Annotated in this window: 24 protein-coding genes and 1 tRNA gene; 16 read left to right on the top strand and 9 right to left on the bottom strand. The window is 67.5% G+C overall.

Translation table 11 applies throughout. From position 1 onward, the window contains the following. The first annotated feature begins 2 nt into the window (after positions 1-2). From AUR65_RS01995 to AUR65_RS01980, 4 genes are all read left to right on the top strand, one after another. The gene (locus tag AUR65_RS01995) at positions 3-434 is read left to right on the top strand and encodes a DCC1-like thiol-disulfide oxidoreductase family protein (RefSeq protein WP_058567998.1); all 432 of its coding nucleotides are present in this window, start codon (positions 3-5) and stop codon (positions 432-434) included. 22 nt (positions 435-456) lie between these two features. Beyond that, positions 457-978 (top strand): GIY-YIG nuclease family protein, encoded by a 522-nt coding sequence (locus tag AUR65_RS01990; protein WP_058567997.1) that lies wholly within the window; start codon positions 457-459, stop codon positions 976-978. 222 nt (positions 979-1,200) lie between these two features. Next, complete coding sequence (locus AUR65_RS01985) at positions 1,201-2,004, top strand: helix-turn-helix transcriptional regulator (RefSeq protein WP_058567996.1); 804 nt, start codon at positions 1,201-1,203, stop codon at positions 2,002-2,004. A gap of 71 nt (positions 2,005-2,075) precedes the next feature. Then, on the top strand, positions 2,076-3,203 hold the full coding sequence (locus AUR65_RS01980; protein WP_058567995.1) for a pyridoxal phosphate-dependent aminotransferase: 1,128 nt from the start codon (positions 2,076-2,078) through the stop codon (positions 3,201-3,203). Between the two features lie 45 nt (positions 3,204-3,248). Here AUR65_RS01980 and AUR65_RS01975 read toward each other — a convergent pair whose 3' ends face one another. Together AUR65_RS01975 and AUR65_RS01970 are read right to left on the bottom strand one after the other, a co-directional pair. Beyond that, entirely contained in the window at positions 3,249-4,037 is a 789-nt protein-coding gene (locus AUR65_RS01975; protein ID WP_084816503.1) for a CBS domain-containing protein, read from the bottom strand. Positions 4,038-4,177: 140 nt separating this feature from the next. Beyond that, positions 4,178-7,258 (bottom strand): FAD-binding and (Fe-S)-binding domain-containing protein, encoded by a 3,081-nt coding sequence (locus tag AUR65_RS01970; RefSeq protein ID WP_058567993.1) that lies wholly within the window; start codon positions 7,256-7,258, stop codon positions 4,178-4,180. Between the two features lie 393 nt (positions 7,259-7,651). On the opposite strand from AUR65_RS01970, the gene AUR65_RS01960 reads away from it, so the two are divergent. From AUR65_RS01960 to AUR65_RS01950, 3 genes are all read left to right on the top strand, one after another. Next, complete coding sequence (locus tag AUR65_RS01960; RefSeq protein ID WP_058567991.1) at positions 7,652-8,155, top strand: LutC/YkgG family protein; 504 nt, start codon at positions 7,652-7,654, stop codon at positions 8,153-8,155. After that, on the top strand, positions 8,148-10,349 hold the full coding sequence (locus AUR65_RS01955) for an LUD domain-containing protein (RefSeq protein ID WP_058567990.1): 2,202 nt from the start codon (positions 8,148-8,150) through the stop codon (positions 10,347-10,349). Before AUR65_RS01960 ends, AUR65_RS01955 begins: the two co-directional genes overlap by 8 nt. A 184-nt stretch (positions 10,350-10,533) precedes the next feature. Then, complete coding sequence (locus tag AUR65_RS01950) at positions 10,534-10,827, top strand: PRC-barrel domain-containing protein (protein WP_007274456.1); 294 nt, start codon at positions 10,534-10,536, stop codon at positions 10,825-10,827. 4 nt (positions 10,828-10,831) lie between these two features. Here the strand turns inward: AUR65_RS01950 and AUR65_RS01945 are convergent, their stop codons facing one another. Next, positions 10,832-12,289 (bottom strand): DHH family phosphoesterase, encoded by a 1,458-nt coding sequence (locus AUR65_RS01945; protein ID WP_058567989.1) that lies wholly within the window; start codon positions 12,287-12,289, stop codon positions 10,832-10,834. Positions 12,290-12,421: 132 nt separating this feature from the next. Between AUR65_RS01945 and AUR65_RS01940 the strand changes: the two genes are divergently transcribed. Both AUR65_RS01940 and AUR65_RS01935 read left to right on the top strand, forming a co-directional pair. Further along, positions 12,422-12,495: transfer RNA gene (locus AUR65_RS01940), tRNA-Lys, on the top strand. 116 nt (positions 12,496-12,611) lie between these two features. Then, the gene (locus AUR65_RS01935) at positions 12,612-12,842 is read left to right on the top strand and encodes a hypothetical protein (RefSeq protein WP_058567988.1); all 231 of its coding nucleotides are present in this window, start codon (positions 12,612-12,614) and stop codon (positions 12,840-12,842) included. Positions 12,843-12,844: 2 nt separating this feature from the next. On the opposite strand, the gene AUR65_RS01930 is transcribed toward AUR65_RS01935, so the two are convergent. Continuing rightward, positions 12,845-13,096, bottom strand: coding sequence for a hypothetical protein (locus AUR65_RS01930; protein ID WP_058567987.1), 252 nt, complete (start codon positions 13,094-13,096; stop codon positions 12,845-12,847). Positions 13,097-13,216: 120 nt separating this feature from the next. On the opposite strand from AUR65_RS01930, the gene AUR65_RS01925 reads away from it, so the two are divergent. After that, positions 13,217-14,524, top strand: coding sequence for an MFS transporter (locus tag AUR65_RS01925; protein ID WP_058567986.1), 1,308 nt, complete (start codon positions 13,217-13,219; stop codon positions 14,522-14,524). A 38-nt stretch (positions 14,525-14,562) separates the two neighbouring features. After that, entirely contained in the window at positions 14,563-15,060 is a 498-nt protein-coding gene (locus AUR65_RS01920) for a pyridoxamine 5'-phosphate oxidase family protein (RefSeq protein WP_058567985.1), read from the top strand. Between the two features lie 59 nt (positions 15,061-15,119). Here the strand turns inward: AUR65_RS01920 and AUR65_RS01915 are convergent, their stop codons facing one another. From AUR65_RS01915 to AUR65_RS01905, 3 genes are all read right to left on the bottom strand, one after another. Continuing rightward, positions 15,120-16,079 carry an FAD-dependent oxidoreductase gene (locus AUR65_RS01915; protein ID WP_058567984.1) on the bottom strand — a complete coding sequence of 320 codons (960 nt, stop codon included), beginning with the start codon at positions 16,077-16,079 and terminating at the stop codon, positions 15,120-15,122. Then, entirely contained in the window at positions 16,079-17,281 is a 1,203-nt protein-coding gene (locus AUR65_RS01910; RefSeq protein ID WP_058567983.1) for an ABC transporter substrate-binding protein, read from the bottom strand. Before AUR65_RS01910 ends, AUR65_RS01915 begins: the two co-directional genes overlap by 1 nt. Positions 17,282-17,361: 80 nt before the next feature. Continuing rightward, a complete protein-coding gene (locus tag AUR65_RS01905) occupies positions 17,362-18,327 on the bottom strand; it encodes an FAD-dependent oxidoreductase (protein ID WP_058567982.1) in 966 nt (321 codons plus the stop codon). Positions 18,328-18,447: 120 nt separating this feature from the next. On the opposite strand from AUR65_RS01905, the gene AUR65_RS01900 reads away from it, so the two are divergent. Next, positions 18,448-19,887 (top strand): alpha/beta hydrolase family protein, encoded by a 1,440-nt coding sequence (locus AUR65_RS01900; protein ID WP_058567981.1) that lies wholly within the window; start codon positions 18,448-18,450, stop codon positions 19,885-19,887. 12 nt (positions 19,888-19,899) lie between these two features. Here the strand turns inward: AUR65_RS01900 and thrS are convergent, their stop codons facing one another. Further along, positions 19,900-21,831 (bottom strand): threonine--tRNA ligase, encoded by a 1,932-nt coding sequence (gene thrS, locus AUR65_RS01895; RefSeq protein ID WP_058567980.1) that lies wholly within the window; start codon positions 21,829-21,831, stop codon positions 19,900-19,902. Positions 21,832-22,032: 201 nt separating this feature from the next. Between thrS and malQ the strand changes: the two genes are divergently transcribed. The 4 genes from malQ to AUR65_RS01875 all read left to right on the top strand — a co-directional run bounded on the left by malQ (position 22,033) and on the right by AUR65_RS01875 (position 26,113). Continuing rightward, a complete protein-coding gene (malQ, locus tag AUR65_RS01890) occupies positions 22,033-23,529 on the top strand; it encodes a 4-alpha-glucanotransferase (protein ID WP_269844086.1) in 1,497 nt (498 codons plus the stop codon). A 66-nt stretch (positions 23,530-23,595) separates the two neighbouring features. After that, on the top strand, positions 23,596-24,540 hold the full coding sequence (locus AUR65_RS01885; protein WP_058567978.1) for a mechanosensitive ion channel family protein: 945 nt from the start codon (positions 23,596-23,598) through the stop codon (positions 24,538-24,540). A 156-nt stretch (positions 24,541-24,696) separates the two neighbouring features. Further along, the gene (locus AUR65_RS01880) at positions 24,697-25,611 is read left to right on the top strand and encodes a DNA-3-methyladenine glycosylase family protein (RefSeq protein WP_058567977.1); all 915 of its coding nucleotides are present in this window, start codon (positions 24,697-24,699) and stop codon (positions 25,609-25,611) included. A 61-nt stretch (positions 25,612-25,672) separates the two neighbouring features. Next, the gene (locus AUR65_RS01875) at positions 25,673-26,113 is read left to right on the top strand and encodes a DUF555 domain-containing protein (protein WP_042664803.1); all 441 of its coding nucleotides are present in this window, start codon (positions 25,673-25,675) and stop codon (positions 26,111-26,113) included. 206 nt (positions 26,114-26,319) lie between these two features. Here the strand turns inward: AUR65_RS01875 and AUR65_RS01870 are convergent, their stop codons facing one another. Further along, positions 26,320-26,556, bottom strand: coding sequence for a UPF0058 family protein (locus tag AUR65_RS01870; RefSeq protein WP_008093660.1), 237 nt, complete (start codon positions 26,554-26,556; stop codon positions 26,320-26,322). Positions 26,557-26,800 lie beyond the last annotated feature (244 nt).

Here is a 26,800-nt window from a genome sequence, read left to right as displayed (position 1 = left end):
GTATGAACGAGTCCGCGGCCGCCGTGCTCATCTACGACGGCGAGTGCGCCTACTGCTCCGTCGCCGCGTCGGCGCTGAAGCGCCTCGACGACGTGGAAGCGATTTCGTGGTACGACGACGCCGCGCAGGCGTTCCTCGACGCCCAGTTCGCCGACGTGCCGTTCGCCATGGTCTTCGTCGACCGCCGGGAGGGGCGCGTGTACGCCGGCCGCGCCGCCGCCAAAGAACTCACCGAACGAGCCGGAATGCCCGGACTCCTCGGCAGTCTCGTCCGCGACAACTACGACAGAATCGCCAAGGTCGTCGGCGCCGCCAGCGGCCGCGGCCGCGACCCCGACGACGTCCACAGCGTCTACGACCTCGACGCCGACGCGGCCGGCCTGTTTTCGGACCTCCTCGACAACGCCGAACCGCGACCCGCCGAACTTTCGTAGTCGGGGCGACGTTCGTCACTCGATGAGCGACCCGAGGAACCCGGCCGGCGACGCCTCGTCAGTCCACTCGCTCGACCCCGCGGTCCTCGGGACCGACGACGACCCGCTGGCTCTCGATTCCCGGTCGCCCGTCGGGACCTACGCGCTGGTCTTCGACGCGCCCGAGGCGACTCTCGAGGTCGGCGCGCTGGGCGAACATCGCCTCTCGGACGGTGGCTACGTCTACGTCGGGAGCGCGTTCGGAACGGGCGGCTTACGCCGCGTCCTCCGCCATCGGCGCGTCGCGGCCGGCGACCACGACGCTCGCCACTGGCACGTGGACTACCTCGGCGGCCACCCGAACGTCGACCTCGCGCGGGTCGTCTGCGTCACCGACCGTGACGTAGAGTGTGCGGTCGCGACCGAACTCGCGTCGTCGCTCGGTTCGACCCCGGTCGATGGCTTCGGCTCTTCGGACTGTTCGTGCGACGCGCACCTCGCGCGCGGCGACTCGGTCGAGACGGCGACACCGCTCGTCGAAGAAGCGTTTCGAAGCAAAATGTGAAGGGGAATGTCTTCCCCTTCTGACGCCCGAACCGGACCGGGCACCCCGGTTCGGACGATAAGCCGGTTGTCAGAGGCACCCCGGCATACCCTCGTACTCCTGCTATACGCTTTACTTCACCCATCGCATCACTCGCTCACGGCGTGACTCGTAGTATATAAATGACTCGTTTGTTTATATGCTATTTGTCGGTTCTCCTGTTATTTAAGTAGTAACACGTTCATGCAGTTCGACATGGTTCGGTCCGAGGTTGACGAGGTGTTCGACGTGCTCGCGTCGCGTGCCGACGTGCTCGAAGCCGTCGTTCGCCGCCCTCGGACCACCGCGGAACTCACGAGCGGGCTCCCCGTGTCACGGTCGACCGTCGACCGCGGCCTCCGCGAGTTAGAGCGCGTCGGCTTCATCGAGACGACCGACGGCGTCCACCACCCGACGCTCGCCGGGCGGATTGCGCTCGACACCTACTCGCAGTTCGTCGAGTGCTTGGACGACATCGACGCCGCCGCCGCGGTGCTCGACTCGCTCGACTCGAACGCGCCGCTCGCGCCGGTGTTCCTCGACGGCTGTGAGGTCGTCGCCGTCGACGACGGCGGCCCCGGTCCCGCGCTCTCGAAGCTCACCTCCTTCGTCGAGGGTTCGACGTCGATACGCGGGTGCGTTCGCGGAGCCCTGCCCTCACAGGTCGACGCCTACTACCGCGCCGTCGTCGAGGACGGCACCCCGGTCGACCTCGTCGCCACCGACGACGTGGTCCAGCGACTCGTCACCGCGTACCGGCCACAGCTCGCCGAGGCGTGGTCGGTCAGCTCCTTTTCGCTCCGGTCGGTCGAGTCGCTCCCGTACAGCCTCGTCGTCTCCGACCTCCCTGACGGTCCCGTCGCCTTCCTGGTCGCGTACTCCGAGAGCGGTCTCGCGGGCGTCATCTACAACGAGTCGCCGTCGGCGGTGTCGTGGGCCAGCCAGCGCATCGAAAACTGTCGGGCCGACGCCTCGCCGCTCCCCCGGCCGCCGGTCGACGAACGCTGACTCCCCCGCCGCCCGCGGCCGATGTCCCCGAGACCCCAACGACTTACGGGAGCGACCGCGAAGGTGTCCCAATGACGACGACGTTTCCCGGAATCCCCTATCTGGAGTGGATTGTCGACCGGGCGGCAGAGGCCACCCACGACCTCGCGACGAGCGACCTCGGCTCGTCCCGGCGCGGCGACGACCTCGTCCCGCCGGTTCTCGCGGGGCGCTCGGACCCCGAAGACGCGACGCTCGCCGGTCAACTCGCGGCGCGCTACGACGTCCCCGAGTCGTCGGTCCTCGTCACCGCGGGCGCGACGAACGCGAACTTCCTCGCCGCCTGCGCCCTTCTCGACCTCGCGACCGATGACGACGAAGACGGCGACGACCCCGACGACCCGTGCCCGCAGGTGCTCGTGGAAAAGCCCGGCTACCAGCCGCTCGTGGCCACGTCGGAGGCGCTCGGCGCGCGCGTCGACCGCTTCGTCCGCCCGCCGGAGTACGACTACGAACTCGAACCGCACCGCCTCGACGGGGCCTCGACCGACGCGTTCGCCTACGCCATCGTCACCAATCGACACAACCCGTCGGGCAAACTCACGCCGCGCGCCGAACTCGCCGAAGTCGCGTCGGCCGCGGACGACGCCGGCGGCTACCTCCTCGTCGACGAGGTGTACGCGCCCTTCGTCGACCCCGCGGCCGACGGCCCCTTCGGCGGTATCACCGCCTCCGGTCTCGACAACACCGTCGTCACCGGGTCGCTGACGAAGTTCTACGGGCTCGGTGGGCTCCGCGTCGGCTGGATTATCGGCCCCGAGGAGGTCGTCGAGCGCGCCCGCTCGGCGTCGATGTACCTCCCCGCGGTCGCCGAGCCGAGCACCAAACTCGCCCGGCGCGCGCTCCACCACGGCGACGAGATAGAGGCCGCCGCCCGCGAACACCTCTCGGCGAACCACGACCTGCTGGCGACGTTCGTCGCCGAGCGCGACGAACTCGACGGTCGCATCCACGCCGGCGGCACGTTCGCCTTCCTCGACCACGCCTCGGCCGACGGCGACGCGGTCGCGGACGCCGCGTGGGACCGCGGCGTCCTCGTCGTCCCCGGTCGCTTCTTCGACGCGCCGGAGTCGTTCCGAATCTCCCTCGGCGGCGACCCCGAGGCGATGAGCGAGGCGCTGTCCGCGTTCGGCGACGCGCTCGACGACCTCGCCGGGTAACTCGGCTCACCGCCCCGACTCGCGTCTTCCGGCGTCGCTTCAGCCCTACTGCTCGGTCTTCTCGATGAGCGGGTGCTGGAGGTAGTCGTTGACCTCCACGTCCGCGAGCGATTGGAGGCCGCCGAGGCGGGCCATCCTGCGCAGGCCCAACTCGCCGACCTCCTCCGGCGAGACCGTGAGGACGTGCGCGAGCATCCGGTCGATGTCGAGCTGTTCCGCGGCCATCGCCCGGTGGTGGCCGTCCACGAGCAGCGTCTCGGGACCGTGGGAGACGACGATGAGCGGTTCCGCGAGCCCGTTTTGGAGTTCGTACTTGCGGCCTTCGAGTTCGTCGCCGTAGACCTCCCGCTGGGTCGGAATCAGCGAGTCGACCGTCACCTCGCGCTCGGTGACGCTGATCGACGCGTCGTGGGTCCGTTCGAGCATCTCGCGGGTGCTCTGGACCTTCGAGGGCGTCGTCCGCTCGATTTGGCTCCGCACCGCGTCGCCGTTCGAAAAGAGGCCGAGTAGTACTCGTTCGTCGTCGACGACGGGGAGGAACTGGTGGCCGGTGCGGAAGATGACGCGCGCGGCGTTCTTCACCGTCATCTCCGGGCGGACGACCACGAGGTCGCGGCTCATCACCGCCTCGACCCGCACGTCGCCGTTGACCTCCAAGAGGTCTATCGCGCCGACGAACCCAAGGAGGTGGTCCTCGTCGTCGACGACCGGGAGGCCGCCGTACTGCGGGCCGGCCTTGAGCCGGTCGACCACGTCTGTGACCCACGCGTCGGGGCCGACCGTCTCCACGCCGGTCGTCATGTACGCGTCGACGCGCACGTCATCGAGTTCCATCGGTGTCATGGCTGGGTCCCTCGCATCTCGGTGGTCCCGCGGTTGGCCGCGGAGCGCCCTAAACGTATCTGCGACGAAAAACGAGGCGAGACGGCGGCCGGCGGCGCGCCCGAATCTGTGGCTTCCGCCGACGCGGACGCTTACGCGTCGATGGCGCGCGCGAGCACCTCGACCGGGTGCGGCGGGTCGTCGGTCGCGCCGTCCATGTCTTCGAGTTGCGTCCGGCAGGACGCGCCGGGGGCGACGACCACGTCGCCGGGGCTCTCGGCCACCTGGCCTTCGAGGATGTTCCCGATTGCCTTCGACATGGAGTAGTGTTCGGCCTCGTAGCCGAACGACCCGGACATCCCGCAACACGTCGAATCCAGCGGGTCCACCTCGAAGCCGGCGCGGCGGAGGACGCCCACCGCGTGGTGGTCCTTCTTCGTGGACTTCTGGTGGCAGTGGCCGTGGTACGTCAGGGACTCGTCCTGCGGGAGGAACGACAGCGACTCGTCCAGCCGGAACGCGTCGACGTACTCCATGACGCCGTAGGCGTTGGCTGCGACGGTTTCCACGTCGTCGCCGGAGAGCAGGTCGAGGTAGTCCGACTGGAACATCACCGCGTCGGAGGGCTCACAGAGGACGATGTCCCAGCCCTCCTCGACGTAGGGCGCGAGCACCTCGACGTTCTGCTCGGCGTCGGCGCGGGCCTTGTCGAGGAAGCCCTTCGAGTGTGGCGGCCGGCCGGAGCCGGCGACGCCCTCCGGAATCCGGACGTGGACGTTCGCGGCCTCCAGCGCCTTCACGGCGGCCTTACCGACCTCGGGGTGGTTGTAGTTCGTGTACGTGTCGGGGAACAACAGCACCTTGCGGTCGGCCTGCGCCTCGGGGATGTCGGCCGACCCTCGACTTTCGAACCACTCCACGAAACTCGTCGCGTGGAATTTCGGGAGCGAGCGCTCCTTGGCGATGCCGACGGTCTTCTCCATGACCGTCCGCGCGCCCGGCACCTTGGTCGCCGCGTTGGCGAGGGGGGCGAACGCCGAGCCGAGTTTGGACAGCGAGTCGATGTTGGCAAAGAGCTTGTCGCGGAGGCTGGAGCCGTTGCGCTGGTGGTACTCGTGGACGACCTCGGCTTTCATCTTCGCCATGTCGACCTCGCTCGGGCAGTCCTTCGAACAGCCCTTACAGCCGACACAGAGGTCGAGCACCTCGTCGACGAACTCGTCGGTGAACATCTCGTCTTCCGGGAGCCCGCCGCTCATGGCCTGCCGGAGCATGTTGGCGCGGCCGCGAGTCGCCTGAATCTCCTCTTCGGCGGCGCGGAACGTCGGACACATGACGCCGCCGACCGTGGACTGCTGGCCGCGACAGCCGGCACAGCCGTGGCAGAGTTCGACCATGCCCTCGAACCCGTTGTCGTTGTCCCAGTTCAGCGCCGGTTCGAAGCCGGCGTCGAACTCGTAGTCGGGGGAAAAGCGGAGGTGCTCGGTCATATCGTAGTCGCCGCAGATGTTCCCCGGATTCAGGAGCCAGTCGGGGTCGAACGCGGTCTTGAGGTCGCGGAAGACGTTCCAGAGGTGGTCGCCGTACAGTTTGCGGTTCCACTGGGTCCGCGCGCGGCCGTCGCCGTGTTCGCCCGAGACGGAGCCGCCGTACTTGACGACAAGGTCCGTCACCTCGTCGGCGATGGCCTCGAACGTCTCGACGCCCTCGGCCGTCTTCGTGTTGACCAGCGGACGGATGTGCAGGACGCCCGGCCCCGCGTGGGCGTAGTACGAGGCGAAGGTGTCGTGTTCGTCGAGGATGTCCTGGAAGTCCGAGACGTACGCCGGGAGGTTCTCCGCCGGGATGGCGGTGTCCTCGATGTACGCGATGTGCTTCTCGTCGGTCGTCCGACCGAGGAGAATCGGGAGTCCCGACTTGCGCATCTTCCAGAACTTCGCGCGGGTGTCGGCGTCGTGGGCCTCCATGAAGTCGGTCGCGCGGCGCTCCTTCCCGGTCACCGAGGCCGAGCCCTCGTCGGGGTCGAACTCGGTGCCGTCGGGGTCGATGACGCGGTCTTCGATGAGGTTCGCCACCTTCTGTTTGCCGTCCTCGTCGGAGTCGGCGTAGAACTCCACGAGGAGCGTCGAGTCCGTGCCTTCGGGGAGCATCCCGACCACGTCGGCGAACTCGGCGGTGTCGCGCGCGAGGTCGAGCAGCACGTCGTCCATGACCTCGACGGCCGCGGGTTCGTGTTCGAGGATGGGCGCGACGTCGTGCATCGCGTCGATGACGTCGTCGTAGGTGAGAAGCGCCACCGACGCGGTGTTCGGAATCTCCTCCAGCGAGACGGTCGCCTTCGTCACGATGCCGAGGGTGCCCTCGCTCCCGGCGATGAGCCGACCGAGGTTGACGCGGCCGGCCTCCCAGTCCTCGTCGATGCCGGTATCGTCCGGCGTGCGGCGCTCGCCGCGCATCTCGTCGACGAGCATGTCGAGGTTGTAGCCCGAGACGTTTCGCTTCAGGTCGGGGAAGCGCTCGGAGACCTCGTCGGCCTCCTCGTCGAGTATCCGCGCGACTTCCGCGTAGATTCGGGCTTCGAGGTCGCCGTCGGGGTCGCCGGACTCGCGGAGTTCGTCGACGCTCACTTCGCCGAACGTCGTCACCGTTCCGTCCGCGAGGACGAGTTCCAACTCCTCGATGTAGTAGTCGGTCTTGCCGTACTTCAGCGAGTGCGAACCCGTGGAGTTGTTGCCGATTGCGCCGCCCAGCGCGGAGCGGTCGCCCCACGCCGGGTCGGGTGCGAACTTCAGACCGTGGGGGGCGAGTTCCTCGTTGAGTTCGCCGAGGCGGACGCCCGCCTCGGCCGTGGCCGTCCGCGCCTCGGGGTCGATTTCCTCGACGCCGCCCATGTGGCGGACGAGGTCGAGGACGACGGCCTCGTTGACGGTCTGGCCGGCGAGGCTCGTGCCGCCGCCGCGGGGGAGGACGGGAATCTCGCGGTCGGCGCAGTACTCCATCACCGCCGCCACGTCGGCGGTCGAAGTCGGCATGACGACGCCGATGGGGACTTGCTCGTACGCCGACGCGTCGGTCGCGTACAGCGTTCTCGTGTAGGTGTCGAATCGCACGTCGCCCTCGACGAGGGACTCGAGGTCTTCGACCAGCCCCGGCCGCTCGACGTCGTCGCTGACGTAGTCGTAATCGCCAGCGAGCGCGGGGTCGGTGGCCGGTTCGTGCGTGTTGGATGCCATTGATTAGCTCTGTCGTATGTCGGTTTGCGTGAACGGATAAAGACACCCGGTGACGGGCGTCATTCCGGGTCGCGCGCGGTTGGTTTTCCGAGTCGATTCGCGACCCGAACCGAGTCGGGTCGGTCCGGGTCGGGAGTGCCGACGCCCCCTACGAGTCCCGCGGCCGTGATGTCCGGCGTGATGCTGTGGTCCTCCCCGCGCTCGTCCTCGTGATGAACACGACTCGCCTCTCCGAACACGCCCAACCCGGCTGGCAAGCGCGACGCGGCCGGCACGGTCGCCGACGCGGACGAGGCGGTCGGCCGGTTCTCCTGACTCCTATCCTTCATAATTAACCGACAGCGAGGTGTCTGAACCCGAAGAACGATTATGTAGAACGCGCTAGCTCAACGTATGTCAACCGGCACGGTTGCGACGTTCGAGGACTCTCTCGAACGACTCGAAGTAGGCTGGACACACGCGTCTTCCGACGGGTTGGCAGACGTGCTCGAAGGACTCTGTTCGGACCCGACTATCGGCGTTGACCTCCCGTACGACGGCGTCGACCTCCCCGACTGGGTGAACACCGACCCGACCCCCGCGGACCTCCGCGAGGCGAACGCCGGTGTCACGGCGGCTGGACTCGGCATCGCTGACTACGGCAGCGTCGTCGTGCAGGGCACGCCTGACGGCATCGAGCCGGTGAGTCTGTTCGGCGACCTCCACGTCGCCGTCCTCCGGCAGTCGGACATCGTCCCCGGCATGCCCGAGGCGTTCGACTGGCTGGGCGAGGAGTTCCGCACGGGACACTCCTCGGCCATCATCGCCACCGGTCCCAGCGCCACCGCCGACATGGGCGCGCTGGTGAAAGGAGCACACGGTCCGAAGGAAGTCCACGTGGTGATTCTCGATGAGTAAGGCGCGCGAGGCCAAGGCGGCGAAGATTCGACAGTTGATGGAGACCGAAGGCGACGCCGTCGGCACGAGCACCCGCGGGTTCAACGAGGGTCGCTACGAGTCGGTCCAGACGCTCGACGACTACGAGGGGCTGAAGTCGGAGGCGCGAGCCATCAAGGAAGACGCCATCGAGCGCCTCCCCGAACTCATCGACCAACTGCGCGAGACGGTCGAATCCAACGGCGGCACGCTCTACATCGCCGACGATGCGGCCGACGCGAACCAGTACATCCGCGAGGTCTGCGAGGACAAGGAGGCAGAGCGCGTCGTCAAGTCGAAGTCGATGACCTCCGAGGAGATAGAGGTCAACGAGGACCTCGAAGCCGCCGACATCGACGTGGTCGAGACCGACCTCGGCGAGTGGGTCCTGCAGGTCGCAGACGAGTCGCCGTCGCACATCGTCGCGCCCGCCATCCACAAGTCGCGGGAGGCCATCGCCGACCTGTTCAACGAGACGTTCGAACCCGACGAGCCCCTCGAAACCGCGGAGGAACTCACCATGTTCGCCCGCGAACAGCTCGGCGAACTCATCGAGGGCGCGGACGTGGGGATGACCGGCGCGAACTTCATCACCGCCGACACCGGGACGATGGCGCTCGTCACCTCCGAGGGTAACGCCCGGAAGACGGCCGTCGTGCCCGACACGCACGTCGCGGTCGCCGGCGTCGAGAAGGTCATTCCGACCGTCGAGGACCTCCGGCCCTTCGTCGAACTCATCGGCAAGTCGGGGACGGGACAGGACATCACCTCCTACATCTCGCTTCTGACCCCGCCGGTCGAGTCGCCGACCGTCGATTTCGACGCCCCCGACACGCCGCTTTCGGCGACCGAGACGGACCGCGACTTCCACCTCGTGCTCATCGACAACGGGCGGTTCGACATGCGCGAGGACGACCAACTGCGCGAGACGCTCTACTGCATCCGGTGTTCGGCGTGTTCCAACGTCTGCGCCAACTTCCAGCACGTCGGCGGCCACGCCTTCGGCGGCGAGACCTACTCCGGCGGCATCGGCACCGGCTGGGAAGCCGGCGTCGAGGGCCTCGACAGCGCCGCGGAGTTCAACGACCTCTGTACCGGCTGTAGCCGGTGTACCACCGCCTGCCCGGTCGAAATCGACATCCCGTGGATAAACACGGTCGTCCGCGACCGGGTCAACCGCGGCGAAGTCTCCGAACTCGACTGGCTCGTCGAGGGACTCACCCCCGACGAGGAACCCGGCGGCGTCAGCCTCCAGAAGCGCTTCTTCGGCAACTTCGAGACGGCCGCGAAGGTCGGGAGCTTCTTCGCGCCCGTCTCCAACTGGGCCGCCGGCCTCGGCGTCTCCCGCGACATCATGGAGCGGTTCCTCGGTATCGACGCCCGCCGCGAACTCCCCGCCTTCCAGCGCGAGACGCTGAAAGACTGGTTCGAGAGCCGCACCTCGCGGGTCGACGACCCGGTCCGGACCGCCGTGCTCTACCCCGACGTGTACACGAACCACGTGCAGGTCGAACGCGGGAAGGCGGCGGTCCGCGCTCTCGAAGCCCTCGGCGTCGACGTTATCGTCCCCGACGTTCGCTCGTCGGGCCGCGCCCCTCTCTCGCAGGGCATGATTGCGACCGCGGAGGACCACGCTCACGACGTGTACGCCGGCCTCGCGGAGCACATCGACGACGGCCGCGACATCGTCGTCATCGAGCCCTCGGACCTCGCGATGTTCCAAAGCGAGTACGAGAAGTTCCTCCCCGAGAAGTCCTTCGAGCGCATCTCCGAGGCCAGCTACGAGGTCATGGAGTACGTCTTCGGCCTGCTCGAACACGGCGCGGACGCCGGCGCGCTCTCGGCGGGTGCGGGCGAGGAAATCGCCTACCACAGCCACTGTCAACAGCGCACCCTCGGCCTCGAAGGCCACACCGAGGCCGTCCTCTCGGACCTCGGCTACGACGTCGCCACCTCCGACGTGGAGTGCTGCGGGATGGCCGGTTCGTTCGGCTACAAGTCCGAGTACTACGAACTCAGCGTCGACGTCGGCTCCGAGCTACAGGGGCAGTTCCAGACCGACGAGAACAGGGACCGCACCGTCGTCGCCAGCGGCACCTCCTGTCTCGAACAGCTCGATTCGCTCCTCAGCCGACCGACGCAACACCCGATTCAACTGGTCGCGCCGCGACGGTAACGCGCCCCCGTCTCGGTCCCCGCTTCGGCCGTCGCCCGCGACGCGAGCAACACCGTCTTCTCAACCGAGAGACACGTCTTTGTCCGGTGATTTCTCCCCGGCGTCGGACGCCCGTCTGCCGCGTGTCTGCGCCCCGACTCGCGGGCTACGAACAATTAAGACCCGGCATCCCATGTTGGCGGATATGGACGGGACGCCCGAAGAGATTACGACGCTCGTAGGCCGGGAGGTCTACTCGAACAACGGTGTGTTCGTCGGCGAGGTCGAAGACGTCCGCCTCGACCTGGACCACGAGACGGTCACCGGCCTCGCGTTGACGGCGCTGAACGACGAACTGTTCCGCAACCAAATCGAACCCGGAAAGGGCGTTCTCATCCCGTATCGGTGGGTCCGCGCCGTCGGTGACGTCATCCTCATCAACGACGTCATCGAGCGCCTGAAGAATCCCGAAGAAGACGAAGAGTCGCTCGTCGTCTGACGTTCTAGCTTCCGTTTCCGCTCTCGCCGCCCTCCACGCCCATCGCACGGAAGAGCTTGCGCTTTACCGCTTCTTCGGTGAGTTGGAGGAGCGTGTCGCGGTTGTCGTCGTTGGACTCGATGCCCGTGAAGATGCCGAGCGGAATCTCGACGGACCCCTGCGTGGAGTGGCCGCCGGCCTCACCGATTCCGGTGAAGGCGTCGCTCAGAATCTTCCCGATGTTCATGCGGATGTCCTTCGACCGCGCCGCGAGGTAGATGGTGTCGTCGGCGATGCCGAAGACGGCCGTCGTGGTGATTCCCTCCAGGTTGAGGAGGTGCTGGGCCGCCTGCGTCAGCGCGTCGCGGTCGCGGATGAACCCCGCGTTCGAGACGAGGTGCGACCCCTGTACGTCGCGGTTCTGGATGGCCTCGGCGAGCACGTCGAGCGTCTCCGGCGACATCGACGGCGACTCGACCTTTTCGAGCGTGTCGTGGTCGGCGAAGGGGTAGAGATACGCCGCGGCGGTCAGGTCCGCGGGCGTCGTATCGCGCTTGAAGTCGAGCGTCTCGGCGCGGATGCCGTAGAGAAGCGCCGTTGCCACCGCCTGCGATGGGCTGAGGTCGAACTCCTGAATGTACTTCGTGAGAATCGTCGAGGTCGAAGAGACGTTCGGCCGCACGTCGGTAAAGCGGGCATCGACGCCGTCGTCGGGTTCGAAGTGGTCGATGAACACCGTGATGTCGGCGTCGCCGAGGTCGGGCATCCCCGACTTCATGTGGTCGACGAGCGCGACCGCGCCGTACTCTTCGAGCGGTTTCGAGTCGCTCCGCGGGGTGAGTTCGATGCCGAGGATGTTCACGAACGCCCGGTTCTCCTGGTGGCCCATGTCGCCCGAGTAGAGGATGTCGGCCTCGACGTCGTACTCGCGGGCGATGGCTTGGAGGGCGACCGCCGAGGCGAGCGAGTCGGGGTCGGGGTTGTCGTGGGTGAGGATGGCCATCCCGTGGTCGGTGTCGCGCAGGAGGTCGGCCAGTTGGCGGGCCTTGTACTCGAGTTCGCCGGACTCGACGCTTCGGAGCGCGGAGTCGGCGATGACCTCGGAGGGGTTGATGACCACGTCGGCTCCCAGTTTCGTCAGTTCGTCCTCGGAGACGGGGTCCGAGGCGCGGACGACGATGAACTGGTCCTCGCCGCGGTCACGGATGGTCGAGACGGCGGCCTTGTTGGCTTCGACGTCCGACGAGAGAATGAGAATCACGTCGCGGCCGGTGACGGCGTCGGCGAGTTCCGGGTCGGCGATGTCCGTGGTCTGCGCGTTCAAATCCTGGTCGCGCAGGGCTTCGACGCGGCTTTCGTCCTTGTCGAGGATGAGGACATCTTTTCCCTCGTCTGTCAGTTCCTCGGCGACAGCGTGCCCGACGCTCCCACAACCGAGTATCGCGTACGTAGACATCGAGGAAATGCTGACCCCTGCACTCATCGTTGCCCGCTACTCCGGTCGGCCGCCACTTAACACCCACCGTTTGTTCGTTGTTTCGTGCGTGTGCGTCCCTGCCGTCGTCGTACAGAAAGGAAAGTCATTTTACCTACCGGCAGTTACGAGAGATTGCAAGGGCCGGTAGCTCAGTTAGGCAGAGCGTCTGACTCTTAATCAGACGGTCGCGTGTTCAAATCGCGTCCGGCCCATTCCTTCATCTCAGACTCACTCCGGTAGTCGGAACTCCGTCTCGACCGTTCGTGTCGGATAGTCGACTCGCTCGCACCTTCGGGTGTTTTATGCCCCGCTCCGAACGCTACCGAGTATGAACCAGAGCGACAGGACCGAACTGGTCCTCGTCTTCATCACGCTTCTCGTCGCCGTCGTCTTCGGGCTGGCCATGGGCGTCGGGGAGCACTTCGCCCCCGACCGGTTCGTCGCCGCGCTCACCCCGGATTTCGGAGTGCTGTTCGGGGCCGACGTCGTCGCGGGCGCGGTGCTCGTGGCGCTCTTCGGCGGCCTCGCGGTCGGCGCGAAACTCCTGTTCGACTCCTGAGTTCACCGACCGAGCGCGACCCACGAGTTCCCGCGGCCGGGCGACGGCGCGAGTCGAAGGGGGAACTCCGCGCCTTCCGTCGCCGAGGCGAGTCGCCCCCGCAGGTCCGAAGTCGCACACGCCACCACGGTGCGCAACTCTCCGGTCTCGACCACGCGGACGGTCATCGCCCCGTGGTCGTTCATCTCCCGCTCGATTCTGACGAGGCGCGTCTCCGCACCTCTCGCCGCCGCTTCTCCACCCACCAGTTCCATGCTAACATGTCTCTGGGCGTGAATGATAAAGCTCACCGCCGTTATCGGACGGGGCTTTAGGTCGCTCGCGGCGACGGCCGGTTCCGGAACTTCTTTTCGCCGGTTGGCCGCACACAGCCCATGGACCGCACCCGTCTCAGATTCTGGACGCTGTATCTCACTCGGTTCGCCGGCGGTTTCGGCTTCATCACGCTCGTCACCCTCCTCCCGAAGTACATCAACGAACTCGACCCGGGTGCGGTCGCCGTCCCCGAACTCGCGCTCGGCGGGCTCGCGCTCGGTGGCTTCTCCCTCTCTCGCGGGTTCGTCATCGGGATGTTCACCACCGGCTTCACGCTCGCTCAGACCGTCGCCGTCGTGCCGCTGTCGTGGGCCGGCGACCGCTACGACAAACGTCTCGTACTCGCGGGGACGGTCGGCCTCGGTGCGGTCGTCTACGCCGCGTTCCCGCTCGTCGACTCCAGTCTCTCGTTTATCCTCGTGCGGGCCGCGCAGGGCGTCGCCGTCACCGGCGCGGGGCTGATGTCGCTCGCGCTCGTCGGCGAACTCGCCCGCGAGGGGACGCGCGCGAACCACATCGGGAAGGCGAACGCCGCCCGCTTTGCGGCCTCAATCCTCGGGAGCATCAGCGCCGGCGTCCTCTACGACCTGTTCGGCTTCACGCCCATCTTCATCGTCATCACGATTCTCCTCACCATCGCCGTCGTCGCCATCTGGGTGTTCCTCCCGCCGGACGAGACCCGCGTCCACGGCTTTCCGTTCACGGACCTCGCGCTCAACGAGCGCATCCTGACGATGGCGACGTTCCGCGTCCAGTACGCCGTCGCCGTCACCCTCGTTCGGACGTGGGTGCCCATCTACGCCGGCGTGTCGGCGGCCTCCGGTGGCCTCGAATACGGCGGCATCGCCGTCGCCGCGACCGTCGTCGCCGAGAAGTTCACCAACATGCTCTGTCAGCCCTACACCGGGCGTATCTCCGATTCCTACGGCCGGGCGCGGTTCGTCTTCGTCGGCGGCGGCCTCTACGGCCTCATCGCGCTCGCCGTCCCCTTCTCGCCCGCGGTCGGCGAGGCGCTCGCGCTCCCCGCGGTGTTCCCCTTCCTCGGCCCGCTTTCGCCCGCCTTCCTCCCGCTCGTCGGCCTCGCGGGTCTGCTCGGCGTCGCCGACAGCCTCCGCGAACCGGCCAGCATGGCCCTGTTCGCCGACGAGGGCTCCGGCGGCGCGGGCGTCGCCAGTAGCTTCGGCATCCGCGAACTCCTCTGGCGGCCCGGCAGCGTCGTCGCGCCCCTCCTCGGCGGCTACCTCATGGCCGAAGTCGGCATGGAGTGGGTGTTCTTCGTCGGCGGCGCGTCGGCCATCACCGGCGTCCTCGCCTTCCTCGCGGCCCTGACGTGGTCCCACGGGACCGACGCGCTCACGACGTGGTAGGACTTCGCGCTTAATCTCTCGCGGCCCCTCTTTCTCTCATGTCCGACGACGCGCCGCCCGCGACGACCCGCGACCGACCGGAGACCGAAACGAGCTACGGCATCCCCGAGTCGGACGACGGACTTCTGGAGTGGCGCGTCGTCGAAACCGCGTTCGCCGACGACGAGGTGTTCTGGGTCACGACGACTCACCCCGACGGCCGACCGCACGCCCGCCCGGTCTGGGGCGTCTGGGTCGACGGCGCGTTCTACTGCGGCGGCGGCGAGCGAACCAGATGGGTCAGAAATCTCGCGCGCGACCCGCGCCTCGCGGTCCACACCGAAAGCGGGACCGACGTGGTCATCCTCGAAGGCGTCGCCGAGCGACTGGACGAGGGAACCGCCGACGAGGCCACCCTCGCTCGCATCGACGACGCCTACGAGGCGAAGTACGGGATTCGACACGGGACGCCGGTGTTTCGGATTCGACCCGAGCGCGTGCTGGCGTGGTCCGGCTTTCCGGCCGACGCGACGCGGTGGCGGTTCGATTCGGACTGAGCGCTATCGCCTCGGGTTCCTTCAAGTCCTGCTCCTCTTGCGGCGCGACTCGCGTTCCCTCACTCCTCGCGTTCGCGGAGGTACTCCCGGAGCAGGTCGTCGTCGAGTTCGTCGAGGACGACCGCGGTGTCGAGGTGTTGCAGGAGTCGCCGCTGTCCCGCTTCGGCGCGCCGTTCGGCCTCCGCCCGCGTCAGGTGACTCTCCTTGACGCCGGCGAGTTCCCGCTCGCGGACGCGCTCGACGCGCTCGGGGTCGAGGTCGGCCCCGGCGGGTCGGTTGTGGTCGTCGAACCGCTCGCGCCACGTCGCCTCGTCGTCCCACGCGTGGTCGAGCGCCTCCCGCTTTCGGAGCCAGTCGTAGTGGGACTTCGCCTCCTCCCAGTAGCCGTTCCCCTCGCGAACGTCGGCCAAGAGCGTCCGCGCAACCTCGGCCCCGTGGCCCGCCGCGATAACCGCCTGCTGGCCGCGGCCCGCCATCGCCCCCGCGAAGTAGAGTCCCGAGACGGGTGTCCGCCCGTCCGCGTCGGCGTACGACCAATCGACGACTTCCTCGGTCTCGCCGTGGTGCTCGCGGGTCGCGAACATCGCGTCGTCGCCGAGGGGGCGGAGGTAGTCGCCGTCGTAGGTCGTCGCGCACACCACCCGGCGCGCCGACAGCGCTCGCCCGTCCTGCGTCTCGACGCGAAATCCATCACCATCACCGTCGCCATCGCCGTCACCGTCTCGTTCCCCCTTTTGCGTCACGGAGACGACCATATCGCCGACGACGTCGGCCCCCGCCGCGCCGAGTTGGTCGTGGAGCAGGCGGTAGAACCGCGCGATATCGACGCCGTCGGGGAAGCCGGGGTAGTTCTCCAAATACGCGCAGCGCCGGAGCGACGAGTTCCCCCGGTCGAAGACGACCGTGTCGAGGCCGTACCGCGCGGCGAACACGCCGGCGGTCGCCCCCGCCGGCCCGCCGCCGACCACCACTACGTCGTACCTGTCCACATCGAACCGGTCCGCGTCGTCGGTCGCCATCAGAACTCGCCGTTGACGATGTCAGCCATCCGCTGTCGGTCGAAGAGTCGCTCGTCTTCGGGAACGTCGCCGACCCGGCCCGGCCACTCGCCGAACTCCTCGGGGTAGAGCTGTTTCGCGGTCGCCTCCGCCGAGAAGAGGTCGATAATCGGGCCCATGCGCTTGCCGCCCGTGCGCACGAAGTTCCCCTCTTGGACCGCCGTCAGCGTCCCGAGCGTCTCGTGGTTCTGCGCGGCTTCGATGACGCCCTGGAACTCCTCGTGGGATAGATACGAGAGGTCGCCGATACACCCGATGTAGTCGGGGTCGACTTCCAGGAGCTCCTCGTAGCCGATGGGGTTGTTCGGCACGTACTCGCCCTCGGGGAATGCGTCCTCGACGCCCAGTAACTGGAAACTCCGCGTGTCGTTCCGCGGCGCGTAGATGTTCGCGCCGTAGAACTGGCCGGACTCGGGCGTAAAGCGGAAGTTGAACGCCGCGACCGTCGGCGACTCGGCCGGCGTGCGCGACCGGATGTCCGCGTACACCTCGTCTTTGAACTCGACCCACGCCTCGTACTGCGCTCGGCGCTGGAATATCTCCGCGCCCTTCTCGAACGCCTCGTAGAGGGTGTAGTACGGGTTCTCGCCGCCGTACGGGAAGCGAATGAACGAGCCGAGAATCGGCGCGATGTTCGATTCGACCTCTTCGAGGTCGGCGTCGCTCCACCCGGAGTACCGAAGCAGGAGGCGGGGGTCCATGAGATGTACGTCCGCGTCCACCTCGTAGAGCACCTCCTTGTCGTAGTTCCCGCTCTCGCCGTCGGTACCGAACGTCAGCACGTCGTCGGCGTCGAACTCCACGCCGGGGAGCGCGTCGTAGTAGTCCAGCGAGATGCGGTTGAACGACGCCACCGCCTTCGGCGGGATGCCGAGGGCCATCGCGATGTCCATCCAGACGCCGGGGATGGTCGCGTAGGTCTCGGGCACCTCCTCGAACGTCCCGCTCCCGGACGGTTCGATAGAGACGGTGTACGGCTCCATCGATTCGGTCGTCTCGGTGGGGGAACTGGTCGCCGTCGTCTCGGTCGCCGTCGCGGTCTCGGTGGGCGCGTCGGAACCGCCCGCACAGCCCGCCAGCAACCCGCCGGCGATGAGCGCGCCGCCGCCCTTAATCGCGTCTCGTCTGGTCGGACTCTCGTGTTCGTCGGCCGTGTTTGCCATACAGTTTTAGGCCAACCTAAAAGTGATAAACTTTTCTATGGCTGTCGAATTAGCCACCGGGATTTCCACGATAGCCTCGGCTACGGTTCCGAATCGCGGTCGCTGAGGTACGACCGAATCCGCTCGTCGTCCACGGCGTCGAGCAGTACCTCGTCGTCGAGGTGGTCGGCGAGGCGGCGGTGACCGCGCTCGGCCCGCCGGTCGATTTCGTCGCGTTCGAGCCGACTCCGCTCGACGAACGCGAGTTCCCGCGCTTTCACGCGAGCGACGCGGTCGGGGTCGAGGTCGCGGTCGTCGGGCAGGCGGTGGTAGTCGAACCACTCGTCCCACGAGCGCTCTTCGTCCCAGTCGTCGGAGTCGTCGGGAATCCGACGGAGCCAGTCCATGTGCGGTGTCGCCTCCTCCCAGTAGCCGAACTCGCGGCGGGCGTCGTCGACGACGAGCCGACCGACGCGCATCCCGTCGGCCGCGGCCAAGAGGACGAGGTCTCCCCGGTCCGCGAGCCCGCCGGCGACGTAGAGGCCTTCGACCGGCGTCCGCCCGTCCGCGTCGGCGTACGACCCGTCGAACCGCTCGTGGGTGCCCTTCTTCCGCACGTGTCGCTCGAACATCGCGTCTTCGTCGCCGACCGGTCGGAGGTAGTTCCCGTCGAGCGTCGTGGCCGCGACGACCCGAGACGCGACGACCGTCGTTCCCGCCGACGTCTCGACGCGGAACCCGCCCGCGCCCGCCGTTCTGTCCTTCGTCTCGGTCTCGGATTCCGCCGCCACTTCTGTGACCGATTCGACCGTCTCGGTGACGAGCGTCGCGCCCGCCTCCCGAACCTGGTCGTGGAGCAGTCCGCGGAACGTTGCCACGTCGATGCCGCCGGGGAAGCCGGGGTAGTTCTCCAGAAACGCACAGCGGTCGAGCGAGGCGTCGCCGCCGTCGAAGACGACCGTGTCGAGGCCGTCTCTGGCGGTACAGAGCGCGGCCGCACACCCCGCGGGGCCGCCGCCGACGACGGCCACGTCGCACTCGCGTTCTCGCTCGGTTTCTCTGCCCATGTGTTTTAGGCTGGCCTAAAGAATTTGGCTGTTACGGTTCGTCCATCGGCCGACCCCGACCGTTCTCACGCTCCGACACGCGGGCCTAGGGTCATTATCGTGTCACTCGTATCACACGGCATGGACCACCTCGAAACCCCGGCGGTACACCGGCTGCTCACCTCGCCCGCCGGCCGACTTGTGACCTCGCGCCCGTTCGAGGCGTTCAAGACCCGCTCGCTCCCCCGCGAGTTCGCCGTCGTTCGCGCTCGCGCCGCGGCCGACGTGGCGCTCTCGGAGGGCCCGGAAGCGTACCTCCGAGAGGTCGGTGCGCCGCCCGCGCCGCACCTCCACGACCGAATCGAACGCGCCCTCGCGCGGTACGCGCGCCTCCGCGGCGCGTACGACGAGACGATGGAGCGCTGGGACAGCGTCTTCTGGGGGGACGACGAGTCCACCCCCGACGAGCGCGTCGCCGTCGAGCGCGAGCGCCGAGAAGTGTCGGAACGGCGGGCTAAACCGACCGATATCTTCGGGTTCCTCTCGAAGGAACACCTCGTGCCGCCGGTGAAGTTCGAGATACCCTCGCCCGAGGACGCGCGGACCCGCTGGCACCACGAACTCGCCGAACCGGAGCGTCTCTACGGCTTCGCCGAGTCGAGCGCGGCCGAGGAGTTCCCCCGCGTCGAACGTTCGGCGACCGTCCGCGGGCCGGGAACCGTCGAGTACCTGCTCCGCTTCCGGTCGCCCTCGCCGCACCTCAGCGACCGGGCGACTGCGCGGGTGTACGAACCCGTCGACGCCGCCGACGACCTGCCGACGCTCGTCTTCCACTCCGGGTGGGGGATGTTCGACGACCAACTCACCTACTGGCCCGAAGAGGAGTACGTCGCCCGCGCGCTCGCCCCCGAGGGCTACCGGGTCATCCTCCCCGACGCGCCGTGGCACGGCCGCCGCGAGCTACTCGGCCGATACAGCGGCGAGCCCTACATCGCCCGCGCGCCCGTCGGCCTGTTCACGCTCTACTCGGCGGCCGCGCTGGAGACCGCCGTCCTCATCGACTGGGCGCGGACCGAGGGCGCACCGGTCGTCGGCGTCGGCGGCGTCAGCCTCGGCGGCACCGTCGCGCTCCACGTCGGCGGTCGGTGCGGCGACTGGCCGGAGTCCATGCGCCCCGACCTGCTGTTTCCCGTGGGGATGCCCGGCGCAATCGACCAGACGCTCCTCTCGGGGGGACTCACGAGACTGCTCGACATCGACGACGCGCTCGACGCGGCCGGCTGGACCGGCGAGGCGCTCCACGAGTTCGCACCGCTGTTGAACCCGCCGAAAGACCCGTGTCTCGCGCCCGAACGCGTCTTCCCGTTCGTCGGGACCCGCGACGAGATGGCTCCCGCGTCCACGGCCCGCGCGCTCCTCGACGAGTGGGGCGTTCCGCGGCCGAACCGCCGCGAGTGGGACTGCGGACACTTCGGCGTGCTCGCACACCTCATCAGGGACGAATCGTTCCGAACGACGGTCCGGCGAGAGTTGGACGCGGCGGCGCGGAACCGCCGAAACAGAGAATCAGTTACCGCCTGACTGCCGGGCTCTTCACTCCTCGTCGGCGAGGAAGTCGGGTTCCGGGCGCTTTTTGTCGTATTCGCTGTGGAGGTGGTCGCGGAACGCCTCGACGCTCACGTCCTTGGCCTCCCGCTCCTTGCGGTCGCGGACGGAGATGGTTCCGGCTTCCTCCTCGTCGCCGCCGACGATGACCATGTACGGGACGCGGTCGGTCTGGGCCTCGCGAATCTTCCGGCCGAGCGTCCACGAGCGGTCCTCGATGTCGACGCGGAAGTCGCCGAGTTCGTACTGGAGCTTCTTCGCGTAGCCCATCTGGTCGTCCGAGATGGGCAGGATGCGGACCTGCTCGGGCGCGAGCCAGAACGGGAACTTGCCGTTGAAGTGCTCGATGAGGACCATGAAGAAGCGCTCGTAACTGCCGTAGAGCGCGCGGTGAATCATCACCGGCTGGTGGTCCTCGTTGTCCTCGCCCGTGTAGGTGAGGTCGAAGCGGTCGGGCATGTTGAAGTCGAGTTGGACCGTCGGGCCGTCCCACTTGCGACCGAGGGCGTCCTTGAACGCGAAGTCGATTTTCGGGCCGTAGAACGCGCCGTCGCCGGCCTCGATGCCGTAGTCGATGCCGCTGTCGTCGAGGACCGCGCGGAGTTGCGTCTCCGCCTGCTCCCAGATTTCGTCGCTGCCGACGGACTTCTCGGGGCGCGTGGCGAGCGCGACTTCGGCGTCAAGCCCGAACGTGTCGAACACGGTCAGGATGTTGTCGATGATGAGATTGATCTCGTCTTCGATTTGGTCGGGGCGGACGAACAGGTGGCCGTCGTCGATGGTAAAGGACCAGACGCGCGAGAGGCCCGACAGCTCGCCGCGCTGTTCCTTCCGGTAGACCTTCCCGTCCTCGAAGTAGCGCACCGGCAGGTCGCGGTACGACCACGACTGCTGGTCGAAGATGGTCGCGTGACCGGGGCAGTTCATCGGCTTCAGGCCGTACTCCTCGTCGTTCACGTCGAGGAGGAACATGTCGTCGACGTAGTTCTCGTAGTGGCCCGACTTCTTCCACAGCTCCGTCCGGAACAGGTGGGGCGTCTCGACGGGGTCGTAGCCGGCGTCGAGGTTGAGCTGTTTCGCGTAGTCCGCGAGTTCGTCGAGGATGCGCTTGCCGTTGGGCTGGTACAGCGGCAGGCCCGGTCCCGTCGTCTCGTCGATGGCGAACAGGTTCAGCTCCTGTCCGAGCTTCCGGTGGTCGCGCTCTTTGGCCTCCTCGCGCATGTCGAGGAACTCTTCGAGGTCGGACTCGGACTCGAACGCCGTCCCGTACACCCGCGTCAGCGTGTCGTTCTCCTCGTCGCCGCGCCAGTAGGCCGCGGAGATGTTCAGGAGCTTGACCGCGCCGATTTCGCCCGTCGATTCGACGTGCGGCCCCTTACAGAGGTCCTCGAACTCGCCCTGCTGGTAGAACGAAAGCTCGTCGTCGCCGGCGGCCTCCTCTTCGAGGATGTCGCGCTTGTAGGGGTTGTCGGCGTACTTTTCGAGGGCCTCCTCGCGGTCGACGAGGACGCGCTCGATGTCGAGGTCCTCCTCGATGATGTCGCGCATCTCGTCTTCGATGGCTTCGAGGTCCTCCTGTTCGAGGTCGACGCTCGTCACGTCGTAGTAGAAGCCGTCGTCCGTCCACGGGCCGATGGTCAGCTTGGCCTCGGGGTGGAGCCGCTGGAGGGCCTGCGCGAAGACGTGGGCCGCCGAGTGGCGGAGCACGTCCAGATACTCGTCGGACTGGTCGGTGACGATGACGAGGTCCGCGCCGTCGTGGAGCGGCGTCTCCTTGTCCACGAGTTCGCCATCGACGACGCCGGCGACGGTGTCCTTGCCGAGGCCGGGGCCGATTGCGAACGCGGCGTCTCGCACCGTCGCACCCTCCTCGACGGAGAGTTCCGTCCCGTCGGGGAGGATGACAGCGATATCACTCATACGCGCACGGAACGGACGGGGGAGAATAAGTGTTGTTGAGACGAGCGCGAGCGACGCCCGCTCGCGGCCGGTTTCGTGCTATTTGCTAGCATAACTATGGCGGCGTCGGCGGGGTGAGTCGAACCTCGCGCCCACGCTCGCGGTCTCCTCGTCGGCCCGCTGTTTCGACCCAAAGTACCAATTGGGTCGCACGCGGACCCTGTGAGTATGCGACTTTCTCGACAGAGCGGGGTGTTCATGCACGTCACCTCGGTCCCGGGGCCACACGGCATCGGCGACCTCGGCGACGGCGCGCGCGCCTTCGTGGACTTCCTCGCCGACGCCGAACAGTCGATGTGGCAGTTCTGTCCCCTCGGACCGACCGAGCCGGCCATGGCGAACTCGCCGTACCAATCGACCTCCTCGTTCGCCGGCAATCCGCTTCTCATCGACCTTACTGACCTCGTACAGCGCGGGTGGCTCACCGACGACGACCTCGAACCCGTCCCCGACTTCGACCCCCACGCGGTCGACTACGAGCGCGTCGGCGAGTACAAGCGCTCGCGGCTTCGCACCGCCTTCGACCGCTTCGAGGCCGAGGCCACCGAGGACGACCGCGCCGCCTTCGACGCCTTCCGCGAGCGCGAGGCCGGGTGGCTCGAGGACTACGCGCTGTTCGCCGCCCTGAAAGACGAGTTCCAGCGGGCGTGGATAGACTGGCCGACCGAGTTGAAGACCCGCGACCCCGACGCGCTCGCCGACGCCCGCGAGGCGCGCGCCGACGAGATTCGCTACCGCGAGTTCGTCCAGTTCTGCTTCGACGAACAGTGGCGCGCCCTCGCCGACTACGCCGACGAGAAGGGTGTCACCCTCGTCGGCGACCTCCCCATCTACGTCGCGCTCGACAGCGCCGACGTGTGGGCCGCCCCCGAGGCGTTCGACCTCACCGAGTCGAACGAACCCGCCGTCGTCGCCGGCGTCCCGCCGAACCCGAACGACTCCGGCCAGCGCTGGGGCAACCCGCTGTACGACTGGGAGACGCTCCGCGAGGACGACTACGGCTGGTGGCTCGACCGCCTCCGTCGCCTGTTCGACCTCGTGGACGTGACCCGCATCGACCACTTCAAAGGCTTCGACGAGTTCTGGGCCATCGACGCCGACTCCGACGACCCCGGCGACGGCGAGTGGCGCGACGCGCCCGGCCACGACTTCTTCGAGACGGTCGAGCGCGAACTGGGCGACCTCCCCTTCATCGTCGAGGACCTCGGCTTCCTCGACGCCTCGCTCGTCGACCTCCGCGACCGGTTCGCCTTCCCCGGCATGCGCGTCCCGCAGTACGCCGACTGGTGCAGCGAGGGCGACATGTACCAGCCGATGCACTACCCGGAGAACTCCGTCGCCTACACCTCGACCCACGACACCGACACGTTCGTCGGCTACTACCGCGACCTCGACGACCGCACCCGCGACTGCCTCCACTACAACATCGGCGCGGACGGCTCGGAGATTCACTGGTCTATCGTCGACGCCGTCTGGAACTCCGCGTCCGTCCTCGCGTTCACGACGACCCAAGACCTCCTCGGCCTCGGCTCCGACGCCCGCTTCAACACCCCCGGCACGCAGACCGGTAACTGGGAGTGGCGCGTCACCCGCGAGGGCCTCGACGACGGCGTCGCCGACCGTCTCGCGAACCTCACGGACCTCCACATCCGCAACTGAGGCCGCCGCCGACCCTCGCCTCGGTTCGACTACACCTTTTTCAATCGCCCACCCGACGGCAACGGTATGTCTCGCCGCCTCGGCCTCGGCGCGTTCGCCGCCGGGCTTCTCGCCGCGGTCCTCTCGGCGCTCGTCCGCGCGACGACCCCACTCTCGGAGCTCGCCGTCCCCAACGCCGACCTGCTCCTCTCGAAGGGGCTGTCGGCCGCCGCGGTCGCGCTCGTCGCCTACGGCGTCTACCGGTTTCTCGCCGCGTTCTTCGTCGGGCGCATCGCCGACCGCCGCCGGGCCCACGACGTTCGGAACGTCCTCCGACTCACCCTCGGCGGCGTCGCGCTGGTCGGCGTCCTCGGGGCGTTCACGGACCAGTGGCTCGGCGTGTTGGTCTCGTTCGGCGTCATCGGCTTCGCCGTCACCTTCGCGCTCCAACAGCCGATTCTCTCCTTCATCGGCTGGTTCTACATCCTCGTCAAGCGGCCGTACTCGGTCGGCGACCGCGTCAACATCGGCTCGGTCTCGGGAGACGTGGCCGAGGTCGACTTCCTCGTTACGACGCTCTGGGAGACCGGCGGCACCCTCGCGTCGAACCAGCCGTCCGGCCGGACCGTCACCGTCCCGAACTCGCTGGTTCTCTCCTCCGAGGTCGTCAACTACGGCGCGCTGTTCGACCGCGTCTGGACCGAGGTGCCGGTGCAGGTGTCCTACGAGACGGACCTCCCGTTCGTCCGCCAACTCCTCTTGGACGTGGCCGACGAGGAACTCGGCGACGATATGGACGCCGCGATGAAGCGCTACCGAGACAGGCTCCGCGAGTCGCCGCTGGACCTCGACGTGGCCGACGGCCCGACCGTCAACGTCGCACAGGAGGAGTCGTGGGTCGTCTTCCGACTCCGCGTGCTCGTCCCGCCGACCCGCGCCCAGCGCGTCAAAAACCGGCTGTACGAGCGCATCCTCGACCGACTGGGCGACCACCCGGACCGCGTTAGCTTCCCGGTTAGCCGCAACCGCTGAGCGCGACGCGACCCGACGCGGCCCGACGCGGCGCGCCTCGCTCGTCGTCGCCCCGATTCGTCGCCACCCCGATTCGTCGCCGCCCCGATTCGTCGCCGCCCCGCCTCGTCCGCCGGCATCGAAACCCGCAAATCCCCCGCGCCCAACGTCGAAGCGATGGAGACGGGTGTCATCGACCTCGCGAGCCTCGACGGAGCGTTCGACCTCCAATCGACGCTGGAGAGCGGCCAGTCGTACCTCTGGGACCGCCCCGACGGCCGGATGTACGAGCGCGACGCGGCCCACGGCGGCGACGCGTGGTACCAGACGGTCGTCCCGCCGCTCGACGGCGTCTCCGACGAGTCCGCCGTCGTCAGGGTCCGCCAGACCGACGGCGCGCTGGAGTGGGAGTCGAACCTCGACGCCGTCCCGCTTCTCACCCACCTGCTCCGCCTCGACGACGACCTCGATGCCATCGTCTCGGAGATGCCCGACGAACCGCTGGTCCGGCGGGCCTACGAGGCGTATCCGGGCATGCGACTCGTCCGCGACCCGCCGTTCGGCTGTCTCGTCTCGTTTATCTGCTCGGCGCAGATGCGCGTCTCCCGTATCTTCGGGATGCAGTCGCGGCTCAGAGAGACCTACGGCGAGCGCGTCGAGTTCGACGGCGAGACGTACTTCGCGTATCCGACGCCCGAGCGACTGGCCGAGGCCACGGAGGACGAACTGCGCGACCTCAGCCTCGGCTACCGCGCGCCCTACGTCCGGCGGACGGCCGAGATGGTCGCCACGAGCGAGGCGACGCCCGCCGAGGCCCGCGGCCGCGACTACGAGGACGCCCGCGACTTCCTGACGACGTTCGTCGGCGTCGGCGACAAGGTCGCGGACTGCGTCCTCCTGTTCTCGCTCGACTACCTCGAAGCCGTCCCGCTCGATACGTGGATTCGGTCAGCCATCGAGGAACACTACCCCGACTGCGACCGGGGGAACTACGCCGACACCTCGCGGGCCATCCGCGAGCGCCTCGGCGGTCGCTACGCCGGCTACACCCAGACGTACGTGTTTCACTACCTCCGCTCAGGCGGGGAGTGAGCGCCACGAGACGCGGTGGCAAGAAGGTTGATAGCCTTCGGCACACAACCTCATCGTAACCATGGACTGCAGAGTCGTCGTCGAGGCCGCGGTCCCGGTGTACGACGTGGAAACCGTAGACGAGGCGATTCGCATCGCCATCTCGAAGACCGGAGAGATGCTCAATCCCGACCTGAAGTACGTCGAGATTAGCATGGGCGCTCGAACCTCGCCCGAGGGCGAGGAACTCCCCCCCGCGTTCATCGCCGCGGACGAGGCGCTCGTCGCCCTCGAACTGGAGATGACCGTCTTCAACGTCGAACAGGAAGAACACGCCTCGCGCATCGCCCGCAAGGAGATCGGCCAACGTCTCGAAAACATCCCGCTGAAAGTGCTGTCGGTCGAACGGGTCGACGACGACTCGGTCGAGACGGACGGCGAGGGAGACACCCGAACCGAAACCGGCGCGTCGGACCCCGACGAAACGCTCGTCGACTTCGACGACCTCGTCGACGACCGCTGAGACCGTCGTCGCCGCATCGCCCCGTCGCCGCGTGTCGGTCTCGCGCCACCGCTTCTGGGCAGCCTACTGCTGTTGTTGCTCCCGTACGGAACTCATCCACTCACTCGGCACGGCAGTCGCTCGGAAGCGTCGTTACGCGAGAGAGAACGGCGCGGTCGCTCTCGGGTGTAGGGTCGTGTAGAGGAGAACGCGTTTCTTTTCTCGGTTCAGTCGGCTTGCGGTGCAAGCGGCTCTGGTTCGGCCTCGTGCATCGCTCCGGTGATACCCTTCGCCAGTTTAAACACGGCTGCTTTGTGGTCCGTCTTGGACTTGTGGATGGATGTCGGTCGTACGCCGAGTTCGTTGTACTCGACGAGACTGATTTCCTCGTCCTCCCAGGCCTCAATCTGGGTGTGGACTTCTGCGAGCAGACCGTGCAGGTGGATGAGTTCCTGCTTCTTCATGAGCAACCACGGCTTGAGACCGGAGGGATATAGTATTATCTTGAGTCACGTTAGCATCCGACTCCCTTAAACCGCCGATTATGGGGGTCTCAGGGGAAATTTCGTGTTCGACCGTTTTCAATTCGTTTGTTGTTTCGCCCCGACGATAGCGAGCGCCGGCCGAATATCACGAGTAGTTTATATAGCTATGTAGCCCGCGCGCCGAACGCCGGTCGCGCGCGCCGGGGGTCGTGAGAATTTTACC

Origin of the sequence: Haloferax marisrubri (genome assembly GCF_001469875.2) — an archaeon.
Classification (GTDB): Archaea; Halobacteriota; Halobacteria; order Halobacteriales; family Haloferacaceae; genus Haloferax; species Haloferax marisrubri.
This window is presented reverse-complemented; position numbering and strand designations above follow the sequence as displayed.

What these genes read in the sequence shown, in the direction of transcription:
- AUR65_RS01995 (WP_058567998.1), top strand. Translation starts at nt 3, where the DNA reads ATGAACGAGTCCGCGGCCGCCGTGCTCATCTACGACGGCGAGTGCGCC.
- AUR65_RS01990 (WP_058567997.1), top strand. Translation starts at nt 457, where the DNA reads ATGAGCGACCCGAGGAACCCGGCCGGCGACGCCTCGTCAGTCCACTCG.
- AUR65_RS01985 (WP_058567996.1), top strand. Translation starts at nt 1,201, where the DNA reads ATGCAGTTCGACATGGTTCGGTCCGAGGTTGACGAGGTGTTCGACGTG.
- AUR65_RS01980 (WP_058567995.1), top strand. Translation starts at nt 2,076, where the DNA reads ATGACGACGACGTTTCCCGGAATCCCCTATCTGGAGTGGATTGTCGAC.
- AUR65_RS01975 (WP_084816503.1), bottom strand. Translation starts at nt 4,037, where the DNA reads ATGGAACTCGATGACGTGCGCGTCGACGCGTACATGACGACCGGCGTG.
- AUR65_RS01970 (WP_058567993.1), bottom strand. Translation starts at nt 7,258, where the DNA reads ATGGCATCCAACACGCACGAACCGGCCACCGACCCCGCGCTCGCTGGC.
- AUR65_RS01960 (WP_058567991.1), top strand. Translation starts at nt 7,652, where the DNA reads ATGTCAACCGGCACGGTTGCGACGTTCGAGGACTCTCTCGAACGACTC.
- AUR65_RS01955 (WP_058567990.1), top strand. Translation starts at nt 8,148, where the DNA reads ATGAGTAAGGCGCGCGAGGCCAAGGCGGCGAAGATTCGACAGTTGATG.
- AUR65_RS01950 (WP_007274456.1), top strand. Translation starts at nt 10,534, where the DNA reads ATGGACGGGACGCCCGAAGAGATTACGACGCTCGTAGGCCGGGAGGTC.
- AUR65_RS01945 (WP_058567989.1), bottom strand. Translation starts at nt 12,289, where the DNA reads ATGAGTGCAGGGGTCAGCATTTCCTCGATGTCTACGTACGCGATACTC.
- AUR65_RS01935 (WP_058567988.1), top strand. Translation starts at nt 12,612, where the DNA reads ATGAACCAGAGCGACAGGACCGAACTGGTCCTCGTCTTCATCACGCTT.
- AUR65_RS01930 (WP_058567987.1), bottom strand. Translation starts at nt 13,096, where the DNA reads ATGGAACTGGTGGGTGGAGAAGCGGCGGCGAGAGGTGCGGAGACGCGC.
- AUR65_RS01925 (WP_058567986.1), top strand. Translation starts at nt 13,217, where the DNA reads ATGGACCGCACCCGTCTCAGATTCTGGACGCTGTATCTCACTCGGTTC.
- AUR65_RS01920 (WP_058567985.1), top strand. Translation starts at nt 14,563, where the DNA reads ATGTCCGACGACGCGCCGCCCGCGACGACCCGCGACCGACCGGAGACC.
- AUR65_RS01915 (WP_058567984.1), bottom strand. Translation starts at nt 16,079, where the DNA reads ATGGCGACCGACGACGCGGACCGGTTCGATGTGGACAGGTACGACGTA.
- AUR65_RS01910 (WP_058567983.1), bottom strand. Translation starts at nt 17,281, where the DNA reads ATGGCAAACACGGCCGACGAACACGAGAGTCCGACCAGACGAGACGCG.
- AUR65_RS01905 (WP_058567982.1), bottom strand. Translation starts at nt 18,327, where the DNA reads ATGGGCAGAGAAACCGAGCGAGAACGCGAGTGCGACGTGGCCGTCGTC.
- AUR65_RS01900 (WP_058567981.1), top strand. Translation starts at nt 18,448, where the DNA reads ATGGACCACCTCGAAACCCCGGCGGTACACCGGCTGCTCACCTCGCCC.
- thrS (WP_058567980.1), bottom strand. Translation starts at nt 21,831, where the DNA reads ATGAGTGATATCGCTGTCATCCTCCCCGACGGGACGGAACTCTCCGTC.
- AUR65_RS01885 (WP_058567978.1), top strand. Translation starts at nt 23,596, where the DNA reads ATGTCTCGCCGCCTCGGCCTCGGCGCGTTCGCCGCCGGGCTTCTCGCC.
- AUR65_RS01880 (WP_058567977.1), top strand. Translation starts at nt 24,697, where the DNA reads ATGGAGACGGGTGTCATCGACCTCGCGAGCCTCGACGGAGCGTTCGAC.
- AUR65_RS01875 (WP_042664803.1), top strand. Translation starts at nt 25,673, where the DNA reads ATGGACTGCAGAGTCGTCGTCGAGGCCGCGGTCCCGGTGTACGACGTG.
- AUR65_RS01870 (WP_008093660.1), bottom strand. Translation starts at nt 26,556, where the DNA reads ATGAAGAAGCAGGAACTCATCCACCTGCACGGTCTGCTCGCAGAAGTC.